Source organism: Actibacterium atlanticum (assembly GCF_000671395.1).
Classification (GTDB): Bacteria; Pseudomonadota; Alphaproteobacteria; order Rhodobacterales; family Rhodobacteraceae; genus Actibacterium_D; species Actibacterium_D atlanticum.
This window is the reverse complement of record NZ_AQQY01000012.1, coordinates 30,352-51,037: the sequence shown is the minus strand read 5'-3', so window position 1 is coordinate 51,037 and position 20,686 is coordinate 30,352. Positions and strand designations below refer to the sequence as shown.

At 59.4% G+C, this 20,686-nt stretch carries 18 protein-coding genes; 12 read left to right on the top strand and 6 right to left on the bottom strand.

Annotated features, from left to right (window positions below; all coding sequences use genetic code 11):
- Positions 1 to 19 precede the first annotated feature (19 nt).
- From ATO10_RS14480 to ATO10_RS14460, 5 genes are read left to right on the top strand one after another with little or no spacing between them, the layout of a single operon-like run.
- Positions 20 to 1,297: an ABC transporter substrate-binding protein gene (locus ATO10_RS14480; RefSeq protein ID WP_035252913.1), complete on the top strand. Its 1,278-nt coding sequence runs from the start codon at positions 20 to 22 to the stop codon at positions 1,295 to 1,297.
- Between the two features lie 15 nt (positions 1,298 to 1,312).
- Positions 1,313 to 2,239: a branched-chain amino acid ABC transporter permease gene (locus ATO10_RS14475; protein ID WP_035252911.1), complete on the top strand. Its 927-nt coding sequence runs from the start codon at positions 1,313 to 1,315 to the stop codon at positions 2,237 to 2,239.
- On the top strand, positions 2,236 to 3,180 hold the full coding sequence (locus ATO10_RS14470; protein ID WP_035252909.1) for a branched-chain amino acid ABC transporter permease: 945 nt from the start codon (positions 2,236 to 2,238) through the stop codon (positions 3,178 to 3,180). The genes ATO10_RS14475 and ATO10_RS14470 overlap by 4 nt, the downstream gene beginning before the upstream one ends.
- Positions 3,177 to 3,899, top strand: a complete 723-nt coding sequence (locus tag ATO10_RS14465; RefSeq protein WP_202898669.1) for an ABC transporter ATP-binding protein — start codon at positions 3,177 to 3,179, stop codon at positions 3,897 to 3,899. The genes ATO10_RS14470 and ATO10_RS14465 overlap by 4 nt, the downstream gene beginning before the upstream one ends.
- Positions 3,892 to 4,587: an ABC transporter ATP-binding protein gene (locus ATO10_RS14460; protein ID WP_035252907.1), complete on the top strand. Its 696-nt coding sequence runs from the start codon at positions 3,892 to 3,894 to the stop codon at positions 4,585 to 4,587. Before ATO10_RS14465 ends, ATO10_RS14460 begins: the two co-directional genes overlap by 8 nt.
- A gap of 51 nt (positions 4,588 to 4,638) precedes the next feature.
- Here ATO10_RS14460 and ATO10_RS16085 read toward each other — a convergent pair whose 3' ends face one another.
- Complete coding sequence (locus tag ATO10_RS16085) at positions 4,639 to 6,024, bottom strand: M10 family metallopeptidase (RefSeq protein WP_051598172.1); 1,386 nt, start codon at positions 6,022 to 6,024, stop codon at positions 4,639 to 4,641.
- Positions 6,025 to 6,787: 763 nt separating this feature from the next.
- On the opposite strand from ATO10_RS16085, the gene ATO10_RS14450 reads away from it, so the two are divergent.
- The 7 genes from ATO10_RS14450 (at position 6,788) to ATO10_RS14420 (ending at position 14,562) form a co-directional block, all read left to right on the top strand.
- Positions 6,788 to 7,468: an adenylate kinase gene (locus ATO10_RS14450; protein WP_035252905.1), complete on the top strand. Its 681-nt coding sequence runs from the start codon at positions 6,788 to 6,790 to the stop codon at positions 7,466 to 7,468.
- Positions 7,469 to 7,534: 66 nt separating this feature from the next.
- Positions 7,535 to 7,795: a DUF4212 domain-containing protein gene (locus ATO10_RS14445; protein ID WP_035252902.1), complete on the top strand. Its 261-nt coding sequence runs from the start codon at positions 7,535 to 7,537 to the stop codon at positions 7,793 to 7,795.
- Between the two features lie 16 nt (positions 7,796 to 7,811).
- Positions 7,812 to 9,602 carry a sodium:solute symporter family protein gene (locus tag ATO10_RS14440; protein WP_035252900.1) on the top strand — a complete coding sequence of 597 codons (1,791 nt, stop codon included), beginning with the start codon at positions 7,812 to 7,814 and terminating at the stop codon, positions 9,600 to 9,602.
- A gap of 187 nt (positions 9,603 to 9,789) precedes the next feature.
- Positions 9,790 to 11,583 carry a putative nucleotidyltransferase substrate binding domain-containing protein gene (locus tag ATO10_RS14435; protein ID WP_051598176.1) on the top strand — a complete coding sequence of 598 codons (1,794 nt, stop codon included), beginning with the start codon at positions 9,790 to 9,792 and terminating at the stop codon, positions 11,581 to 11,583.
- 12 nt (positions 11,584 to 11,595) lie between these two features.
- Positions 11,596 to 12,105, top strand: coding sequence for a hypothetical protein (locus tag ATO10_RS14430; RefSeq protein WP_035252896.1), 510 nt, complete (start codon positions 11,596 to 11,598; stop codon positions 12,103 to 12,105).
- A 17-nt stretch (positions 12,106 to 12,122) separates the two neighbouring features.
- Entirely contained in the window at positions 12,123 to 12,506 is a 384-nt protein-coding gene (locus tag ATO10_RS14425) for a response regulator transcription factor (RefSeq protein ID WP_035252895.1), read from the top strand.
- The gene (locus tag ATO10_RS14420) at positions 12,499 to 14,562 is read left to right on the top strand and encodes a 3'-5' exonuclease (protein WP_035252894.1); all 2,064 of its coding nucleotides are present in this window, start codon (positions 12,499 to 12,501) and stop codon (positions 14,560 to 14,562) included. Before ATO10_RS14425 ends, ATO10_RS14420 begins: the two co-directional genes overlap by 8 nt.
- A gap of 12 nt (positions 14,563 to 14,574) precedes the next feature.
- Here ATO10_RS14420 and urtE read toward each other — a convergent pair whose 3' ends face one another.
- The 5 genes from urtE to urtA all read right to left on the bottom strand — a co-directional run bounded on the left by urtE (position 14,575) and on the right by urtA (position 20,549).
- Positions 14,575 to 15,270 carry an urea ABC transporter ATP-binding subunit UrtE gene (gene urtE / locus ATO10_RS14415; RefSeq protein WP_035252892.1) on the bottom strand — a complete coding sequence of 232 codons (696 nt, stop codon included), beginning with the start codon at positions 15,268 to 15,270 and terminating at the stop codon, positions 14,575 to 14,577.
- 3 nt (positions 15,271 to 15,273) lie between these two features.
- The gene (gene urtD / locus ATO10_RS14410; protein WP_035252889.1) at positions 15,274 to 16,014 is read right to left on the bottom strand and encodes an urea ABC transporter ATP-binding protein UrtD; all 741 of its coding nucleotides are present in this window, start codon (positions 16,012 to 16,014) and stop codon (positions 15,274 to 15,276) included.
- Complete coding sequence (locus ATO10_RS14405) at positions 16,011 to 17,243, bottom strand: ABC transporter permease subunit (RefSeq protein ID WP_035252882.1); 1,233 nt, start codon at positions 17,241 to 17,243, stop codon at positions 16,011 to 16,013. Before ATO10_RS14405 ends, urtD begins: the two co-directional genes overlap by 4 nt.
- 3 nt (positions 17,244 to 17,246) lie before the next feature.
- Entirely contained in the window at positions 17,247 to 19,205 is a 1,959-nt protein-coding gene (gene urtB / locus ATO10_RS14400) for an urea ABC transporter permease subunit UrtB (RefSeq protein WP_035252880.1), read from the bottom strand.
- A gap of 78 nt (positions 19,206 to 19,283) precedes the next feature.
- The gene (gene urtA / locus ATO10_RS14395; RefSeq protein WP_035252879.1) at positions 19,284 to 20,549 is read right to left on the bottom strand and encodes an urea ABC transporter substrate-binding protein; all 1,266 of its coding nucleotides are present in this window, start codon (positions 20,547 to 20,549) and stop codon (positions 19,284 to 19,286) included.
- Positions 20,550 to 20,686 lie beyond the last annotated feature (137 nt).

Below are 20,686 nucleotides of genomic sequence, written 5' to 3'. Positions count from 1 at the left end.
AAAGGGAGAACTTGATAAGATGGCCCAACCTAACCTGTCGCGCCGAACGGCACTGAAAACCATGGCGCTTGGCGGTGCTGCGGCTGCCAGCCCCTTGTTGACCCGGTTTGCAACTGCGCAAACCTCGGCCCCTATTCGCATTGGCTTTCAGAAACACGCCACAGGGATTGGCGCGTCCTATGGGCGTTGGTATGACCGCACCACTGCTGCAGCGGCCAAGGTGATCAACGATATGGGGGGGATCAACGGCCGCCCCGTGGAACTGGTAATCGAGGATGACGGCACCGACCCCAAACGCGGCGCTGAGGTGGTTGAAAAATTTGCCAATCAGCACAAGGTCGATGTCGGGTTCGGCACCTTGTTCAGCCATGTGGTGATGGGCTCTGCCCCCCGCGCGGGCGAGCTGAAACTGCCCTATTTTGTTGTGTCTGAGGGGCATCACGTGGCCTCGGGCGTGTTGAACCGCTGGACGCTGCAGCCGGGCATCACCGATGTGAAAAGCCAGGTGCTGGCAATGGCGCCGTTTGTGGGGGACAATCTGGGCAAGAAGGTCACGATGATCTTCCCCGACTATGCGTTCGGCCATGATCACCGCGATTTCTTTACCGCCGCGATCGAAGCCCAAGGCGGCGAGGTGGTCGCCAAGCTTGCGATCCCGCCAACCGAAACCAGCTTTACCAAATACTTCCCCAAAATCCCGCGTGAGACCGAGCTGATCTATCACGTCATGGTTGGCCCCGGTGTGCTGACCTTCGTCAAGGAAATGGGCGAGTTTTTCGGCCCCTCGCGCCCTGAAATCTTTGGTTTTATCGACAGCCTTGAGGCCGTCGATCTGGCCACGCCGGGTCTTGAGTTTCTGGAAGGCACCTATTTCTGGGAAGGCATGCCGCGTTACGCCCGCGCTGATCAGCCTGATTTTGTCACCGCCTATCGCGATGCGGTCGGGGTGGATGAAAATGGCGCGTCGGTCAGCGATCCCAAAGATGTGTCGACCTTTGCCCATATGTTTGGCTGCTGGGAAACCATGTTCGTGATCAAGAACGCGATGGAGGCTTGCGATTACAGTGGCCCGCAGGACCGTCAGGCGCTGGTCGAGGCCACCGAGGCCATGTCGATCCTGCCGTTTGGCCCGGAAACGCCGCAGGGCGCCAAAGTGTTCAACGGCAAGACCCATCAGGTGTTCGGACCGCAGTACATTTCCAAGGTGGTGAACAGTAAGCTAGAGCTTGTTCATACGGCTTCACTGGAAGATACGTTCTACCCGGACGAAGTCGACTATACCAAGATGGCATTCTAAGCGGTTGCCACGCCAATGGATTTTGGCCCTTACCTGATGCTCGCCACGCTGGAAGGCGCGGTGACGGCGGCGGTGCTGGCGTTGACGGCGGTTGGGCTGAGCCTTGTCTTTGGCGTCATGCGCGTGGTCAACGTCGCCCATGGCGAATTTTACATGTTGGGCGCGGTGCTGGCCTGGGTCGTGTCCGATATGTTGGGCGCGGGGCCGGTCGTCAGCTTTGCGGCGGCCATTCTGTGCGCGCCGTTGTTGGTGGGGCTGATGGCTGCTTTGGCAGATGTCACGGTGCTTAAGCGCATTGATTACGACCCCGAGCGCACCATCGTGGCCACCATCGGCATCCTCTATATCCTGCAACAGTTGACCCTCATGGGATACGGCCCCGATGCGCGGCCGGTGCAGCCGCCCTTCAACCACCGGCTGGCGCTGCCGTGGTTTGAATGGGGCGAAAACGGCTTTGCGCTTTATTGGCCATGGGGGCTGTCGATCACCAGCTACAAGCTGTTCGTCATTGGCGCGGCGCTGGCCGTGCTGCTGGGCATCTGGGTCTTGCTGCGCCGCACCCGGCTGGGGCTGATCATGCGCGCCACGCAGATGGATGGCGAGATGGCGCAGGCCTTTGGCATCCCGATAGAGCGGGTCTATGCGCTGGTCTTTGGCCTAGGCGCGGCTTTGGCGGCGCTGTCGGGCGTGTTGATCGTACCGATCCAGCAAGCGCATTACCTGATGGGGGGCGACGCTTTGCTGCTGTCTTTCATCGTGGTGATCATCGGCGGGCTTGGCAGCCTGTCGGGCACACTGATCGCCGCGCTATTGATCGGGATGAGTGACGGGATCATTTCGGTCTTCTTCTCGCCCACGTTGGCCAAGATCATCGCGACTCTTGTGGTGGCCATGGTGCTGGTGTTCCGCCCGCAGGGCCTGTTTGGGACGCGCGCCAAATGAGCATCACCACCAAGAGCCTCACCTTACATCTAGGCCTGATCGCCTTGTTGTTCGCACTGGGGTTCATCCTGCCGGCTTATCACCACGGCAATCTGGCGCGGGTAATGGTGCTGGCGGTCTATGCGGTCGGTTATAACGTGTTGTTTGGCTATACGGGCCTGCTGAGCCTTGGCCATGCGATGTTCTTTGCTGCGGGCATGTATGGCATGGGGCTGTCGATCAAGTTTCTGGGCCTGACACCAGCGCCCGCACTGGCCATGGGTGTCTTGGCCGGGGTGGCGCTGGCTGTGGTGGTGGGGCTTTTGGCCCTGCGCACCATCGGCGTGGCCTTCATGATCGTGACCTTGATGTTTTCTCAGGCCGTGTACCTGACGATCCTGTTGTTCGGGGAATACACGCGCGGCGACGAAGGTTTCGTGATCCAACAGGCGCAGCGGGTGATATGGGGCGTTGATCTAAGCACCGATCAGGCGCGCTATATGGCGGCTTTGGCGATGTTCTCGGTTGCGATGCTGAGTGTGCTTTGGCTGATGCGACGGCCCGCGGGCAAGGTACTGATCGCAATCCGCGAGAACGAAGAACGCGCGCAATTGCTGGGCTATAACGTCTTTGCCCACAAGCTGGGCGCGGTGGTGTTGTCGGGCGCTTTGTCGGCGCTGGCCGGGGCGGGCTATGGGCTTTTGTTTGGCTATGTGGGCGCCAGTTTCGCCCATGTGCAATATTCGATCTTTCCGCTGCTCTGGGTGCTATTGGGGGGCGCGGGCACGGTGATTGGCCCCTTCATCGGTACGCTGTTCATGTTCTACCTGATTGATCTGAGCAGCGGTTTGACCAACGCCTATATGCTGGTGGCAGGGGTCGCGCTGGTGCTGTTGACCCTGTTCGCCCGCGCCGGGCTTGTGGGCGAGTTGCGCAAGCGCGTCTGGGGGTGGCTGCCATGACGGTGCTGTTGTCCACGCGCAATCTGGGGCGCTCTTTTGCCGGGTTGCGCGCGGTGCATGAGGTCGATTTCGATCTTCCCGCAGGTCAGATCCGCGCGTTGATCGGCCCCAATGGCGCAGGCAAAACCACGCTGGTGTCCTTGTTGATCGGGCGGCTGGCCCCGTCGGAAGGCCAAGTGTTCTTTGACGGGCAGGACATCACCAAACTACCCGCCCATAAACGCGTGGCGTTGGGCATGGCCTATACGTTTCAGATTACTTCGGTCTTTGGCGATCTGCCCGTGGCAGAAAACGTTGCCTTGGCGGCGCGCCGACGACTGGGCCACAACCCGGACGCTGTGCAGGCGCAGGTAGATGCGGCCTTGGTGCGGGTTGGGTTGGCCGGGATGGGCAAGCAATTGGCCAGTGACCTCAGCTATGGTCATCAGCGTCTGTTGGAAGTGGCGATGGGGATCGTACAGGCCCCGCGATTGCTGATTTTGGACGAACCAACGCAGGGATTGTCAGATGCCGAGATTGATGCGTTCAAATCCCTGATCCGTGATTTAAGCCTTGAGACCACGATCTTGCTGATTGAGCACAACATGAATGTCGTGATGGAAGTGGCCGATCAGATCACCGTGTTGAATTTTGGCGAGGTTCTGGCCGAAGGCTCGCCGGATGATATTCGCGCCGATGCGCAGGTGCAGGCCGCCTATTTGGGGACGGGCCATGCTTGAGCTGCGAGGGGTAAATGCCGGATACGGCCGGGCGCAGATTTTGCGTGACGTATCCTTTCAGGTCGGCGCCGGAGAGATCGTTTGTCTGCTGGGGCGAAACGGCGCGGGTAAGACCACAACTATGAAAACCATCATGGGCTTGGTGCGTCCGATGGCCGGGCAGGTGTTGCTGGAGGGCGCAGGCCTATCAGCCTTGCCCGCCCATCAAGTGCCTCGCCACGGCGTCGGTTATGTGCCGCAAGGGCGGCGGCTGTTTGGTGAGCTGACCGTCGCGCAGAATCTAGAGATTGGCCTGCGTGCCCGCGGGCAGGGGGCGCAAACCCGCGAAGAGGTTCTACAGCTGTTTCCTCGGCTGCGCGAACGTCTGACCCAGCGGGCTGAAACGCTGTCTGGTGGCGAACAACAGATGCTGGCGACGGCGCGGGCCCTGTGCCTGAAGCCGCGGGTCATGTTGCTGGATGAACCGACCGAGGGCCTGCAGCCCTCGATGATTGCGTTGATCCGGGATGTGATCGTCAAGATGCGGGCGCAGGGCGTGGCCGTTTTGTTGGTCGAGCAACGTGTCGACGCGGTACTGTCGGTCGCTGATCATGTGGTGTTTCTGGAGAACGGTCAGATACGTGAAACCGTGCCTGCGCAGGCCTTGCGCGCTGATCCGGCGCTGCTGAAACGCCATCTGGGTGTCTGAACGCAAAACGCCCGCGCGGGTGGCACGGGCGTTTCCAGAAAGCTGTAGGGTTTAGATGAAGACGAAGTCCGAGAACCCAAGGTCGCCCTGATCGTAACCGGCAAACAGGATCACTTGCTGGCCGTCGAACAGATCCAGTTCCAGACCTTCGACCGTGTCGGTGATCTCGAAGTTGCGGATCACGTTCAGGAAGCCCAGATCGGACAGATCGACCAGATCGCCGTCTTCGAAATCAGCCAGCGTGTCATAACCGCCGCCATCCTCGGTAAAGATGAACGTGTCATCCCCGCCGTTGCCCGTCAGGACGTTGTCCGCGGAGTTGCCGATCAGGGCATCATTGCCCGAGCCACCGGTGGCGTTTTCGATCACCACGCCATTTGCGATGGTAAAGCCGCCATAGACTTCGTCGACCCACGAAATCCAGCCGCCGCCGCCTTCTTCCAGCTCAAGCGTGGCCGCCCGCAGGTCGATCACGGCAGCGTCTGTGCCATCATGGCGAATTTCGTCGATGCCGCCCGCATCCCAGATGCAGACCCAGAAAGTGCCGGCTTCATTGCTGTCGGGCAGGATGTAGACATCATTGCCCGTAGCATAGTCCATGTTGGCGCCGTACTTTTCCTGCAACGCCGCGACATCCACGGCCATCGGCGTGCCCTGATAGCCATAGTTCACGGTCTGCGCCGGGCTCAGCTGCCCGTCCGGGTGGGTAGCCCAGCCATCAATATAGGACATCATCGTGTAGACGCCCTGGTTCAGGTCCAGAAAGCCGGTGTCGCCGCTGTTAGAAACGCCCGGCAAAACCGGAGAGCCGCCGCCATTGTCATGCGGGTGGGCAAGACCCAGTCCGTGACCCAGCTCGTGGATCAGGGTGATGAAACCAAAGCCGCCTTGTTCCAAACCGCCGGTGGTGTCCCAGCCGGTGCCGTCGCCCGCAAAACCGCCCTGACCTTCGCCAAATTCGCCCGGAGGCGTCATCACGCCCAGGAAAGTGCCAAACGAGTTGATCTTGTTCAGGACAAACTCGGCGTCTGCCTCGTTTTGCACCTCGACAAACTCGACGTTCATGATCGCTTCGAACGTGTCAAAGGCCAGTTCGGCCTGTTGCTTTTCGTATTCCGTCCATTCCTGACGCGGGAAGACGAACTGGAAACGACCTTCGCCCGGGGCAAAGTAATATTCGATGACCATGTCGCCGTCTTCGTTAAAGACGCCGGTGTCGACCATGGCACCGCCCCAATCAATGGCGTCGGTGTAATCGGTGGAGGCTGCGGTTTCCAGCAGCGCTGCGACATCGGTCTCTACTGTTTGACCCGTGACCTCGACCAGCCCGCAGCAGGGGCAGGCGCCGTTGGTCAGAAGGTGCCCCCAAGGGGTGTCTGTCTCGGTATCTGCGGGTACTGCCTTGGCAGCGCTATAAGACCCAAACGTAAATGACATTATTTTACTCCCTAAATTGGGTGACCACTCCGGGTCTGGTGATAGCCCATTTTTTCAGCTTGCCCAAGATGACGCTACGGCATTCGGAACGTGGTTCAGCTATTTCGGCGCAAAGCTGCCAGTCCACTGTGGCAGAAGTGAGACCTTGCGCCTGTGTCGCACGGTGCGTGCCGTGGTGAATCGCCAATGCGCTGTTTGCGCGATTGATCTGGTCAGGAGGCCAGCAGCACCGGGATGCTGACTCGTCATTGGGGGGCGAGGTGATCTTTTCAAGCCCGATACGCCGGAGGGCTGGGGCAAATCAGCCGCAACCAGCCGTCGGGTGCGGCAATCTGGCCCAAGATATTTCTAAGGTGCGCCTTTTTTGAGCGTTGAAAATCAACGAAAATTTCACGAACGGTAAATAAGTTCACTATTTTTACAATTCAAACAGTAACAAAATTTACAAAATAGCTGAGCTATATCAGTAGCTAATTCCCCGGTTTGCTCACATTTGCTAACGTGCATTCGAGCGCAACAGACGGTATCGGCGATTTTACGCCGATTTGGAGGACCGAACGCTCGAGGAGGAGAGAGATCGTCAACATCACCTGCTGCGGGGCCTCCCCGCGACGTCGCCCGCCGTTTGGCGGGGTCTAGGCGTTCGGTCAGGTGATTGCGGAGGAGGGGCCGTGCACGCGCGTTTCAGGCCGATGCCGTCCCACCCCACGAAGACATTTGTACTTTGCACGCAGGTGCGTGTGGATCGGAAGGAAGTAACACTATGGGTTCCAGCGAAACCGCCACAAAGACAGTCAATGTTATCCTGCTTGGGCCTCCGGGTGCGGGCAAGGGCACTCAGGCACGTATCCTGATGGACAACCATGGTCTGGTTCAGCTGTCGACCGGCGATCTGCTGCGCGGCGCTGTGGCTGCTGGCACTGACGCGGGCAAAGCCGCCAAGGCGGTCATGGAATCCGGTGGTTTGGTTTCGGATGACATCGTGATTGCGATCGTGAACGACCGTCTGGATGAACCCGACACCAAGGCTGGCGTTATTTTTGACGGCTTCCCGCGCACGGTCGCGCAGGCCGGAGCGCTGGACAAGCTGCTGGCAGACAAAGGCATGAGCCTGGACAGCGTGATTTCGATGGAAGTCGATGACAACGCGATGGTCGAACGCATTTCCGGCCGCTACACCTGCGGCAACTGCGGCGAAGGCTATCACGACACCTACAAACAGCCCGCCAAAGCAGGCGTCTGTGACAGCTGCGGCAGCACCGAGTTCAAGCGCCGCGCTGATGACAACGCGGAAACCGTGGCCGAGCGCCTTAAGGCGTACCACGCCGAGACCGCACCTTTGATCGACTATTACAACGGCACTGGAAAGTTGGCTTCGGTCGACGCCATGGCCGACATCACTGACGTTTCTCAATCCATGTCCAGAGCTTTGGGCAAGGGCTGAGACCCGTAATCATCCGGTGCCGGAGGGGGCCGGGTGAACCTTAGATAAGTAGGGGAGACTTACTACATGGCTAACAATTCAAGTGATGACACTGCCTATTGGTCAGCAAACATCCGACTGGTGTCGGTATGTTTGGTGATCTGGGCCATCGTGTCATTCGGGTTCGGCATCCTGCTGCGCCCGATGCTTTCGGGGATCGCCGTTGGCGGTTCTGATCTGGGTTTCTGGTTCGCGCAGCAGGGTTCGATCCTGGTGTTTCTGGCGATCATCTTTTTCTACGCCTGGCGTATGAACAAGCTCGATGCCGAACACGGCGTAGAAGAATAAGAGGGACTGAGGAACAATGGATCAGTTTACACTTAACTGGATCTTTATCGGTGCCAGCTTTGCGCTGTACATCGGTATTGCAATTTGGGCCCGCGCTGGCTCGACGTCTGAATTCTATGCGGCGGGCCGCGGGGTACACCCCGTTGTCAACGGTATGGCAACCGGTGCTGACTGGATGTCGGCAGCCTCGTTCATCTCGATGGCCGGCCTGATCGCCTTCACCGGCTACGACAACTCGACCTTCCTGATGGGTTGGACCGGCGGCTACGTTCTGCTGGCTCTGATGCTGGCACCTTACCTGCGTAAGTTCGGCAAGTTCACCGTTTCGGAATTCATCGGCGACCGCTTCTACTCGCCTACCGCGCGTATGGTCGCTGTGATCTGTCTGATCGTGGCATCGACCACTTACGTGATCGGCCAGATGACGGGTGTTGGCGTTGCGTTTGGCCGCTTCCTGGAAGTTGACAATACAACCGGTCTGCTGATCGGCGCCTGTGTTGTGTTTGCCTACGCTGTGTTTGGCGGCATGAAGGGTGTGACCTACACCCAGGTTGCTCAGTACTGCGTGCTGATCATCGCCTACACCATCCCGGCGATCTTCATCTCGCTGCAGCTGACCGGCAACCCGATCCCGGCCCTGGGCCTGTTCGGTGAACATGTTGCTTCGGGTGAGTCTCTGTTGGTTAAACTGGACCAGATCGTCGCTGAGCTAGGCTTCAACGAGTATACCGCACACCATTCCGACACGCTGAACATGGTATTGTTCACCTTGTCGCTGATGATCGGTACCGCGGGTCTGCCCCACGTCATCATGCGCTTCTTCACCGTACCTACCGTTGCTGCGGCACGTTGGTCGGCGGGTTGGACCCTGGTGTTCATCGCACTGCTGTACCTGACTGCTCCGGCTGTTGGTGCAATGGCGCGTCTGAACATCTCGGACATGATGTGGCCGAACGGCACTTCGTCCGAGCCGGTTTCGGTTGAGACAATGGAAGCTGAAGGCCGCTACGAGTGGATGGCCACTTGGCAGAAAACCGGTCTGCTGAACTGGGAAGACAAGAACGGCGACGGCAAAATTGCGTACTTCAACGACAAGAACGCTGACAAAGTTGCTGAAATGGAAGCCGCTGGTTGGGGTTCGGAAAACGAGCTGACCAAATTCAACCGCGACATCCTGGTTCTGGCTAACCCGGAAATCGCCAACCTGCCGGGTTGGGTGATTGCTCTGGTGGCTGCTGGTGGCCTCGCTGCGGCTCTGTCGACCGCTGCGGGTCTGCTGCTGGCGATCTCGTCCGCTGTTTCGCACGACCTTCTGAAGGGTCAGCTGACCCCGAACATGTCGGAATCGGGCGAACTGATGTCGGCACGTATCGCGATGGCTGTTGCGATCTGTGTGGCAACCTATCTGGGTCTGAACCCGCCGGGCTTTGCGGCGCAAACCGTGGCTCTGGCCTTCGGTCTGGCTGCTGCGTCGATCTTCCCGGCTCTGATGATGGGTATCTTCAGCAAGCGCATCAACAACACCGGTGCTGTTGCAGGTATGCTGGTCGGTCTGGGTGTCACCCTGGTCTACATCTTCCTGCACAAAGGCTGGTTCTTCATCCCGGGCACCAACAGCTTCAGCGATGCTGATCCGCTGCTGGGCACCATCAAGTCGACCTCGTTCGGCGCTGTCGGTGCAATGCTGAACTTCGCGACGGCCTTCATTGTGTCGAACGCGACCAAAGCACCCCCGCAGGAGATCGTTGATCTGGTCGAAAGCGTCCGCGTACCCAAAGGTGCCGGCGCGGCTGTAGAAGGCCACTAAACCTCCCGGTAGAGGCAATCTGCCTCTCCACCTTCCCGGCGGTCTGATTTATAATTGGATCGCCGGGAATCTTTCCCCGCCGAGATCCGGGGAAGCCCCCCGACGAATGCCGGGACCGGCCATTTTAACGATCTCATCGCAGGAGGACACAGTGCAGGCGACCCCGTCGGAACCCCTTGCCCGTCTCATGCAACACGCGCCCTTCGATCTGATGCCCGCTGAGGCCGGATCGCGTTTGGCGCCATCTCTGGACGAATTGAATATTGCCCCCGGTGACACGCTGTTTCAGGCGGACGATCCGATTGACTGTCTGTATGTGGTCATCGCAGGCGCGATCGAGCTTGAAGGCCGTGGCGCCGAAGTCGTTGCGCGCCGCGATGTCGGGGCTGCCATCGGAGAGCGCGCATTGCTGCGCCACATGCCCGCCGTTCTGACGGCGCGTGCCGCTGAAGCCAGCACGCTGATCACCATCCCGCGGGCCGAGTTCGCAAATCTGGTGAGCTCCTACCCGGATTTCGCCACTTGGTTTGAACGCGCCGCGCGCTCGACCCCGGTACCCGAAACCGCCAGCGCTGGGCTGACCGCGTTGCAGGTCGCCGATCTGATGGTGCCAAATCCGATCAGCTGTGATGTCAGCTGCACCGTGACCGACATCGCCCGAAAAATGCGGGACAATAAAATTTCCTCGGTTCTGCTGATGCAAGACGATGATCTGGCCGGAATCGTGACCACGCGGGACCTGACCAACAAGGTTCTGGCCGAAGGTCTGCCCGGCACCTTGCCAGTTTCCAATGTCATGACCTCGGATCCTGTCACCATCGCGCCCAACGCGCTGGGGCTGGATGCGTTGATGCGGTTGGCCGAAAACCGGATCAGTCACATGCCTGTATTGGATCATGGAAATCTTGTCGGAGTGATCGGCAGCACCGATCTGTTCCGCCAGCAGGCATCGACCGCGTCGCACATGGTGGCCGAGATCGTGCGTGCAGGCAGCGCCGATGAGATGGCCGAAGTGATGAAAGAGGTGCCCGGACTGCTGGTTCAGCTGGTCTTGGCCGGCACCCGACACGAGGCAATCACCCGGCGCATCACCGATATCACCGATGCCATCACCCGCCGTTTGTTGGCCCTTGCCGAAGAAAAATATGGCCCGCCTCCGGTGCCGTATCTGTTCTTGGCCTGCGGCAGTCAGGGGCGCCGTGAACAAACCGGCGTATCAGATCAGGACAACTGCCTGATCATTGATGACGCGATGAAGCCCGAAGATGACGCCTATTTCAAACAGCTGGCGCAATATGTTTCGGACGGGTTGAACACCTGCGGCTTTATCTATTGCCCGGGCGATATGATGGCGACGGCCGATCGTTGGCGCCAGCCACTGCGGGTCTGGAAACAGTATTTCGAGAAATGGATCGCCAAGCCCGATACAGAGGCGCAGATGCTGGCCTCGGTCATGTTCGACCTGCGCCCGATCGGGGGCAGCGTAGACCTGTTTGAGGCTCTGCAGCATGATACGCTTGAAAAGGCGCGTTCGAACTCGATCTTCGTGGCGCATATGATCTCGAACTCGTTGAAACATACGGTGCCTTTGGGCATGTTCCGTGGTTTTGCCCTGATCCGATCCGGCGAACATAAGAACCAGTTTGATATGAAACACTCGGGCGTGGTGCCGGTGGTGGATCTTGGTCGGGTCTATGCGCTGCAGGGGGCGCTGGAGGCGGTGAACACGCGTGAGAGGCTTGAGGCCGCGCGCGATGCGGGTGTGATTTCGACCACCGGGGCGCACGACCTGATCGATGCCTATGATCTGATTGCTGAAACCCGGCTGCGCCATCAAGCCGACCAGATTCGCGGAGGCGGCGCGCCGGATAACTTCATGGCACCAGATCAACTTTCAGACCTTGAGCGAAGTCATTTACGCGACGCGTTCACGGTCATTAAAACAATGCAATCCGCGCTGGGGTCCAGTCGCGGCGCTTAAGGGCAGGAAGACATGTTTTTTGAACTGATCGCGACTTTTGTTGCTGGGCTTGGGGCGGCCGGGATGGTGCACTTGCTGAATGTCGTCAGCGGGCGGCGTCTGCCGCGTTGGTTGATGCCGGCGGGGGCCGGTCTGGCGATGCTAGGCTTCACCATCTGGTCAGAATACAACTGGGCCGAGCGCACAACGGAATCCATGCCCGAAGGGCTGGTTGTTGTTTCTGAAGTTGAAAAGAGCTGGTGGTGGAAGCCCTGGACCTATGCCCGCCCGCAAGTGGTGCGGCTGATGACAGCCGATCTGGCAACAGTTCGCACGAACCCGGAAACGCCCGATATTAAACTGGTCAGCCTGTATTTGTTTGCGCGTTGGAACCAGCCCGCAGAAGTCATTCAACTGGTCGATTGTGCCAAGGCAAACTGGGCTTTCGCAACCCCGGAAGCTGTTGCCAACCCCGAGGAGGACGGGGTGTGGCGCGCGTTGGATCAGGATGACTCCCTGTATGGAGCCCTGTGTACGAGCTAAATGGGAGGAGGACCCAGATGGCTGAAAAATCCGTTCTTCTGGTCGAAGACGAAGACAACATCGCGATGGCGCTTGGCTATCTGATCCGCAAGCTTGGGTACGAGTTGCGGCGGGTCGCTGATGGCAATGACGCCTTGGCAGCCATCGAAGAAAGAGCCCCGGACCTTGTGGTTTTGGACGTGATGTTGCCCGGGCGGTCGGGGTTTGAAGTCTGCCAGATCGTGCGTCGGGACCCTGCGCTGGCAAGCATGAAAATCCTTATGATCACGGCGCGCGGTGGCGCTGTCGAAAAGCGCAAGGGCTTTGCCATGGGCGCGGATGGCTTTCTGACGAAACCTTTCTCGAATGCTGATCTAAGCGATCAGATCGTGTTGCTGATGGGGGATAAGGCGGATGGGTGATCGCTGGGGGCTGCGCACGCGGTTCGCGCTATTCTTCGCGGTTATCATCCTGGCGGGCACAGTGGCTATGGTCGCCGGAATCTATCTGGGCTGGCGCCGCTCAGGCGGTGGCACGGTTGATGGCTATGTGATCGGTGGGATGCTTGGCTTTGCTGGCCTTGCCGGGATCACAACCTGGGTCGCGCTGCTGTTCGATGAAAACGTCGCGCGCCCCATTCTGGCGCTGGCCTCGGATCTGAACACCCGTGCCAAGGCCGATGTCAACGCCGAGATTGATCAAAAGCAGGCGCGCTATCTGGGGGCTTTGGCCCCCGCCGCCAACGAAGTTCATCTGGCGCTTACCCGTAAGCGCGAAGAATCCGAAGCGATGATCGCCGAAGAAACCGCCCGCCTGAACGCCGAAAAGGCCCTGTTCGAAGTGCTTTTGCGTGATCTGGCCGAAGGGGTTGTGGTGATCACACCCGATCAGCGCGTCATGCTGTATAACCGCGAAGCCATGTCGCTGTTGGGCGATATTGGTCTTGGGCGCGGGGTGGCGTCCTATCTGCGGCCCGAGCCGCTGCAACACGCGCTGGATCGGATGCGTGCCCGTCTGGAGCGCGGCGAGGAAAAAGCCGAAAGCTTCCTGACGGCCTCGGCCTCGGGGGATCAGATGTTGCTGGCGCGGATCAGCTCGGTTTTGGATGATGGTGTGCCGATTGGCTATGTGCTGATCTTCCACGATGCAACGGATGATCTGAAGCTACATGCCGAACGCGACCACCTGTTCAATGAAACCCTGGAACGCGTGCGCCGCCCCACCGCCGCCTTGCGTGCCGTGCTGGACATGATGAATGCCGAGCCGGACATGCCCTCGGACCTGCGTGCTGAGTTCCGTTCAGCCGCACGGTCCGAGGTGACACATCTAACGCAAACCCTGTCGGACATGGGCGCGCGATACGAGGCGGCGACAACCAAACACTGGCCGACATCGGCGGTGGCCTCGACCGATATCTTTGACGGGCTCAGCGCACGCCATCCGGGCCTGTTTAAGGTCGTGGGATCTGAACATCTGGTCAGCTGCGATGGCTTTGCGGTGATGGAATTGCTGGATTCCGTCGTGCGAGGAATGCTGGAGCAGGGCGCGCGCAGCGATTACACCCTGCGGGCCGAACCGCGTGAGGGCGAGGTATGGCTGACGGTGTGCTGGCTGGGCGATGAAGCGCCGGATGGCCAGATTGACGAATGGCTGAAGCGGCCCTTGTCAGATGGGTATGGCGATTATTCAGCGCGCGATGCCCTGGATGGCCACAAGACCGAAATCTGGCCCGAAACCCGGGGTGAACGTCACTGTGTGGCCATGCCCTTGCCTGCCATCGAAAAGACCGAACTGGCCCCCACCAGTGCGCGGCCTGAGTTTTATGATTTCACGCTGGGCAAAACCACGCTGCCCCCCGAAATGGCAGATCGCAGGCTGCGCGATCTGACTTATGTGGTGTTCGACACCGAAACAACGGGCCTTACCCCGCGTCAGGGGGATGAGATCGTGCAGATCGCCGGTCTGCGCATCGTCAACAGCCGGATCCTGCAGGGCGAGGCCTTTGATACGCTGGTCGACCCGCAACGCGCTATCCCGGCGGCCTCGACAGCGGTGCATCACATAGATCAGAGCATGGTTGAAGGGGCGCCCAAGATCGCGCAGGCCGGGGCGGATTTCCACCGCTTCACCGAAGACGCAGTCTTGGTTGCCCATAACGCGCCCTTCGACATGACTTTCCTGAAGCTCAAGGAAGATGTGATTGGCGCCAAGTTCGACCAGCCGGTCCTGTGTACCGTGCTGCTGTCAGCCTTCCTGTTTGATCACACCGGCCAGCACACGCTGGACGCGTTGGCGGATCGTTTCGGGATCACCATCCCCGAACATCTGCGCCACACGGCGATGGGTGACACGCAGGCCACGGCCGAGGTGTTCCTGCAGATGCTGCAACTGCTGGAAAGCGCGGGGATCGAAACGCTGGGTCAGGCCAATGAAGCCGCAGACAAGATGGCGCAGATCAGAAAGATGCAGAATTATTGATGTGGGGCGGGGTCAGACAGACACCGCCTTCATCAACGTCTCTTCCGAAACATCGGCCTTGTCACCGCTAAGCGTGACCTTGCCCTGATTGAGTACATAGAACCGATCCGCCAAGCCATAGGCAAAAGCGAAGAACTGTTCGACCAGCACAATCGCCATGGTGTCCTGATCACGCAGGTATTCGATGACGCGGCCGATCTGTTGGATGATGTTGGGCTGAATGCCCTCGGTCGGTTCATCCAGCAACAAAAGCTTCGGCTTGGTGATCATGGCGCGGGCGATGGCCAGCTGCTGCTGCTGCCCGCCTGACAAATCACCGCCACGGCGGTTCTGCATTTCTTTCAGCACCGGGAACAGCTCATAGATTTCATCGGGCACCATGTGCTCGCCGCGGGGCAGGCAGGCATAGGCCGTTTCCATATTCTCTTTCACCGTCAGCAGTGGAAAGATCATCCGCCCTTGCGGCACGTAACCCACGCCCTTTTGGGCCAGCGTATGCGCGGGCGGTTTGGTCAGTGTTTCACCGTCCAGAAGCAAGTCACCGCCGGATCGGTGATGCGTGCCCGACAGCGCCTTCATCAGGCTGGTCTTGCCCACGCCATTGGTGCCCATGACACAGGTGATCTGGCCACGCGCGGCCTCCATATCAATGCCATAGAGGATCTGCGATCCGCCGTAATGCAGGGTCAGGTTCTTGGTTTCCAGCATGTTCTAGCGCCCCAGATAAACGTCGATTACTTCTTGGTTGGCGGTCACATGGTCCAAAGACCCTTCCGCCAAAACCGAACCTTCGTGCAGTACCGTGACCTTGCAGTTCAGGCGGCGCACGAATTCCATGTCGTGTTCCACCACCACAACGGCGCGGGTCTTGGCGGCCTCGACAAGAATTGCGGTGGTTTGCTCGCGCTCCATCGGGCTCATGCCGGCGGCGGGTTCATCGACCAGCAACAAGCGCGGTTCCTGCGCCAGCAACATGCCGATCTCAAGCCATTGCTTCTGCCCATGGGCCAGTTCCCCGGCCTTGCGCGGCAGTTCGGCTTTCAGCCCGATCTCTTCGGCCAGAACTTCAACCCGGCCCACATCTTCGGCGCTGCGGCGATAGCCTAGAACCGAGAACGGACGACGCCGGTTTTTCAGCGCCATGATCAGGTTTTCCAGAACGGTCTGGTCTTCGAACACGGTGGGGCGCTGAAACTTGCGGCCCACACCGGCGCGCGCGATCTGGCTTTCCGACATCTTCAGCAGGTTCACAGACTTTTCGCCCCAGATCACGCGCCCTTCATCGGGCCGCGTTTTGCCGGTGACGATATCCATGAACGTCGTTTTGCCTGCGCCGTTGGGGCCGATGATTGCCCGCATCTCGGCCGATCCGATCTGGAAGGACAGGTTGTTGATCGCCCGGAACCCGTCAAAGGTAACCGATATGCCCGAGACTTCTAACAGGGTGCTCATTGCTCGGCCTCCTTCTCTTGCAGGCTGCCGGCATCCGGCCCCAAATCCGCGCCGCCCCGTTCAGGGGTTTTGCGATTGGTGAACAGATCAAACAAGCCACCAATGCCTTGCGGCGCCAACAGCGTGACCAATACAAAGGACAGGCCCAACAGCACCAGCCACCAGTCGACCCATTGGATCGTATAGAAGCCCAGCGGGATGTCAGGTGCCTGACCGCCGGTGAACCACGTGGAGACCAAGGAGACAAACGCCGCCCCGATCACCGCGCCATACAGGCGCCCACGGCCGCCAATGGCGACCCAAACCGCCAGATAGATGGACGCAATCGGTGCAATCTCGGCGGGGTTGATGATGCCCGCCTGCGGGTAATAGAGCGCCCCCGCGATGGCCGCGATGATTGCCGTCAGGGTGAACACCACCAATTTGTAGCTTTCGACGTGATAGCCAAGGAAGCGCACGCGGGCCTCGTCGTCGCGGATACCGCGCACCACGCTGCCGAACTTGCCGCCCACGACCCATGCCGCCACCAGATAGCCCAAACCCAGCGCAAAGGCCGAAGCCCACAGGAACCAGATCGAAATCGTCGCCTGCGGCACGTCATCCAGACCGGGTAGGTTTTGTAGGCCCGACAACCCGTTGTTGCCGCGCAAGCCGCTGTCGTTCTGGAACAGGTACAGCGCCAGTGCCAGCGTCATCGCCTGTGTCAGGATCGACAGGTAAACGCCGGTGACGCGCGACCGGAATGCCAACCAGCCAAAGATCAGCGCCAGCAGGCCGGGGATGGTGACGACCAGCACAAGCTGCGCGAACAGGCTGTCGGCGAAAAACCAGATCGGCGGAATTTCCGCCCCGCCCACAACGCCAAAGATCTGCGTCCCGATACCGTCGCGGATTTCGTCGGCTGTTGGGGGCAGGGGGGCCTCGGCAAGCGAGGACACCACAATCGCCTTGGTGCGCTCATACATCAGCCACATGCCGATCATATAGCCACCCAGCCCGAAGAAAGCGAAGTGGCCCAACGACAGGATACCGCAATAGCCCCAGACAAGGTCCATTGCGATGGCGATCAGGCACAGGCACAGGGTTTTGCCCAAGGTTTTGACCAAAGAGGTCGAGATGACCCCGACCCCGAAGGCCTCGCTGAACACGGTCACCAACAGGGTGAACAGTGCCAGCAGGCCGATGAAGATCAGCACCGAAGGGTTGCGCATGAAGAACGATCTTTGCATGACTCAATCCCCCGCCGCGCGACCTTTGAGGGCGATGATGCCCTTTGGCCGGAACTGAATGAAGATAATGATGAAGATGATCATATAGGTCTGTGCCGCCAGGGTGTTTGAGGGGTTCAGCCACTCGATACCCTTTTGCAGGAAGCCAATCATCGTGGCGCCCAACAGGGTGCCCCAGATGTTGCCGACACCGCCCACAACCACAGTCATGAAGCTTTGCACGATATAGTCGGCGCCCAGTTCCGAGGTGACCTTGGCATAAAGGCCAATCGCCACACCGGCGATGCCCGCAATGCCCGAGCCAAGCCCGAAGGTCAGCATGTTTACGCGGTCGGGGTTGATCCCCATGCTGGCCGCCATCCGCGGGTTTTGCGTTACGGCGCGGGTTTCAAGGCCCAGCCGGGTTTTGTTCAGCACGAACAGCAAGACGCACAGGAATATCAGCGACAGCACGAAAATCGCGATGCGGATGTAGCTGATCGAGACCACGTCGTTGAACACCAGCGCACCGTCCAGCCAACCCGGAGAGGTCAGCGGGCGCGCCTGCGTGCCAAAGATGTTCTTGGCGATCTGTTGCAGCGCGATGGAGATACCAAAGGTCGCCAGCAGGGTCTCCAGCGGGCGGTTGTAAAGCCAGCGGATCACCAGACGCTCCATTGCGACACCGGCGGCGAAAGTTACCGCAAAGGCCAGCGGAATGGCGACGATGATCGACACGGTGTAGTCGGGGATCACCTGTTGCACGACATAGCCCGTGTAGGCGCCCATCATGATGAACTCGCCATGCGCCATGTTGATCACGCCCATCACGCCAAAGGTGATGGCCAGACCGATGGCGGCCAGAAAGTAGATCGACGCTAAGCTAAGCCCATCGAGCCCCAGATCGAGCATCTGGTTAAAGAACACGCGGGTTTCAATGGATTTCAGCGCCTCTTGTGCGGCATCGGTGACGGCGTTGTCGGGTTCGGCGTAGACATCAAAGATGACGTTCGCGGCCAGCGCTTCGTCGATTTGCGTCTCGGTCACGGCGGGGGGCACGGTGCCTGCAGCGGCCAGCTTTGCATATGCGTCGGCGCGGGCGGCGTCATTGTCTAACTGATGAACGGGCACACCCGCCACCTGACCGTTTTCGACATTGGCGATCAGCGCGTCTTTTTGCGCGCTGGCGGGGACCTGTGCGGGGGCGAGGCCCGCGTCGACCAACAGGCCATATGCCTCAGCCCGGGTTAGGTCGTCGCCGGGTTCCAGAACGGCGGCGATATTAGCGTTTTCAGGCAGGGTGGCCGCGGCTTTGCGGGTGGTGGTCAAAAGCGGGTTGATCGCGGCGCGCGCATCCACGCCCAAGTCTTTCGAGAAGCTTTCGATGGCGGCCACACGCGTGGCGCTGTCTTCATCGTAGGGAATGGTCAGCAGTCGCTCTAACCGCACTTTGCGGGCCTTTAGGTCCGCATCGGTTTCAGGCGAGATCGAGGCACGCAGGGCGCCCAGATGGCTGGCCTCCGGGCCGCGTTCAATCGCGGTCAGACCGGCCTCACGCGTGGCGCGGTCCGGGTCTGTCAGCTGAAACTGCACCAGCGCCGTGGCGATGACGCCACGCACGCCCGAATTGGGCTTAAGCTGTTTGAGCTCTTTCTTGGGAAGCTCGCCGACGACCTCACCGGTGGCGATGTCGATCAGGCGGTAAGTCTTGCTGTCGATTTTTTCACCGTAAAAGAACAGCTTGTCGTCTTTGCGCTGCCAGACATCTTTCTCGCGCCACTTGGTCAGCAGTTCGGGGATTTCTGGCTGACCCGAGGCAATCAGCCCCTCGATCACGGTCCCGATGGACTTGCGCGAAGGTTTGGCCAGATCGGCCTCGTAGGTCTGCAGAAGGTCCTGGATGGGGGATTGTGCCAGCGAAACCGTTGCGGTCATCAGCCAAAGCAGGGCGGCCCCAAGCCCATAAAAAATAGTGCGTGTCATGTCTGCCCGATGCGAGGGGGGAAGGGGGCACGTATGCCCCCTTCCGTTAGACGTAAAAGTACTTAGCCGAGGGTCGGCTTAGTAGTTGGATTTGATCTGCACGCAGCTTTCGGTGTCGGTGTTGTACATACCGCAACCCAGATCTTTCCAGTCGGACTTCAGAACAGCCGATTCAGCCAGGAAGTCGGTCCAGGCGTCGCCGGGCACTTCTTCGGTCTGGCTGATGATGTCGAACTGACCGTCTTCCAGGATTTCACCGATCAGAACCGGCTTGGCCAGGTGGTGGTTGGGCAGCATCACGGCGGTGCCGCCGGTCAGGTTCTCAACTTCCAGGCCGTACATGGCTTCGCGCACAGCGTCGACATCGGTGGTGCCGGCTTTTTCAACAGCCTCGGCCCACATTTTGAAGCCGATGTAGGTGGCTTCCATCGGGTCGTTGGTCACGCGCTCTTCGCCAGCGAAGGCTTTCCAGCTTTCGATAAAGGCGTCGTTGGTTTCCGATTCAGCCGACTGGAAGTAGTTCCATGCAGCCAGGTGACCCACCAGGTTGGTGGTGTCCAGGCCGGACAGTTCTTCTTCGCCAACCGAGAAGGCAACAACGGGGATGTCATCCGCCGAAACGCCAGCCGCGGCCAGTTCTTTGTAGAAGCCGATGTTTGCGTCGCCGTTGATGGTCGAGATCACACCAACTTTTTTACCGTCGGCGCCCAGGGCGACAACGTCAGCAACGATCTTGGACCAGTCCGAGTGACCGAACGGGGTGTAGTTCACAAAGATGTCTTCCTCGGCGATACCTTTGTCTTTCAGGTACTGCTCAAGGATTTTGTTGGTGGTACGCGGGTACACATAGTCGGTGCCCAGCAGTGCGAATTTCTCAACACCCAGTTCTTCCAGATAGTAGTCAGTGGCCGGGATGGCCTGCTGGTTGGGTGCAGCACCGGTGTAGAATACATTCTTGGACGATTCTTCACCTTCGTACTGAACCGGGTAGAACATCAGGCCGTTCAGTTCTTCGATTACGGGCAGAACCGATTTACGCGAAACCGAGGTCCAGCAGCCAAAGATCACGTCGACACCCTGATCCGAGATCAGCTCGCGTGCTTTTTCAGCGAACAGCGGCCAGTCCGATGCGGGGTCAACAACGACCGGCACCAGCATTTCGCCGTTGATGCCACCCTTGGCGTTCTGTTCTTCGATCATCATCAGAACAGTGTCTTTAAGAGTGGTTTCCGAAATCGCCATGGTGCCCGACAACGAGTGCAGCACACCAACTTTGATTTCAGCTTGGGCAGCAGCGGTCAGCGCGGCGGTCATCGCGGTCGCGGTAAGAAGAGTTTTCATCATGAGAGTTTTGTCCCTGTAACTTTCCCACAGAGGAGGCGTCCCCTGTCGGCGAACAAAAATCTTGCGAATTTGTGGTGCTGTCTTGTGCAAAATATGATCTAAGGTGTTGCGAAAACTGCATCAGGCGGGGTTTGATC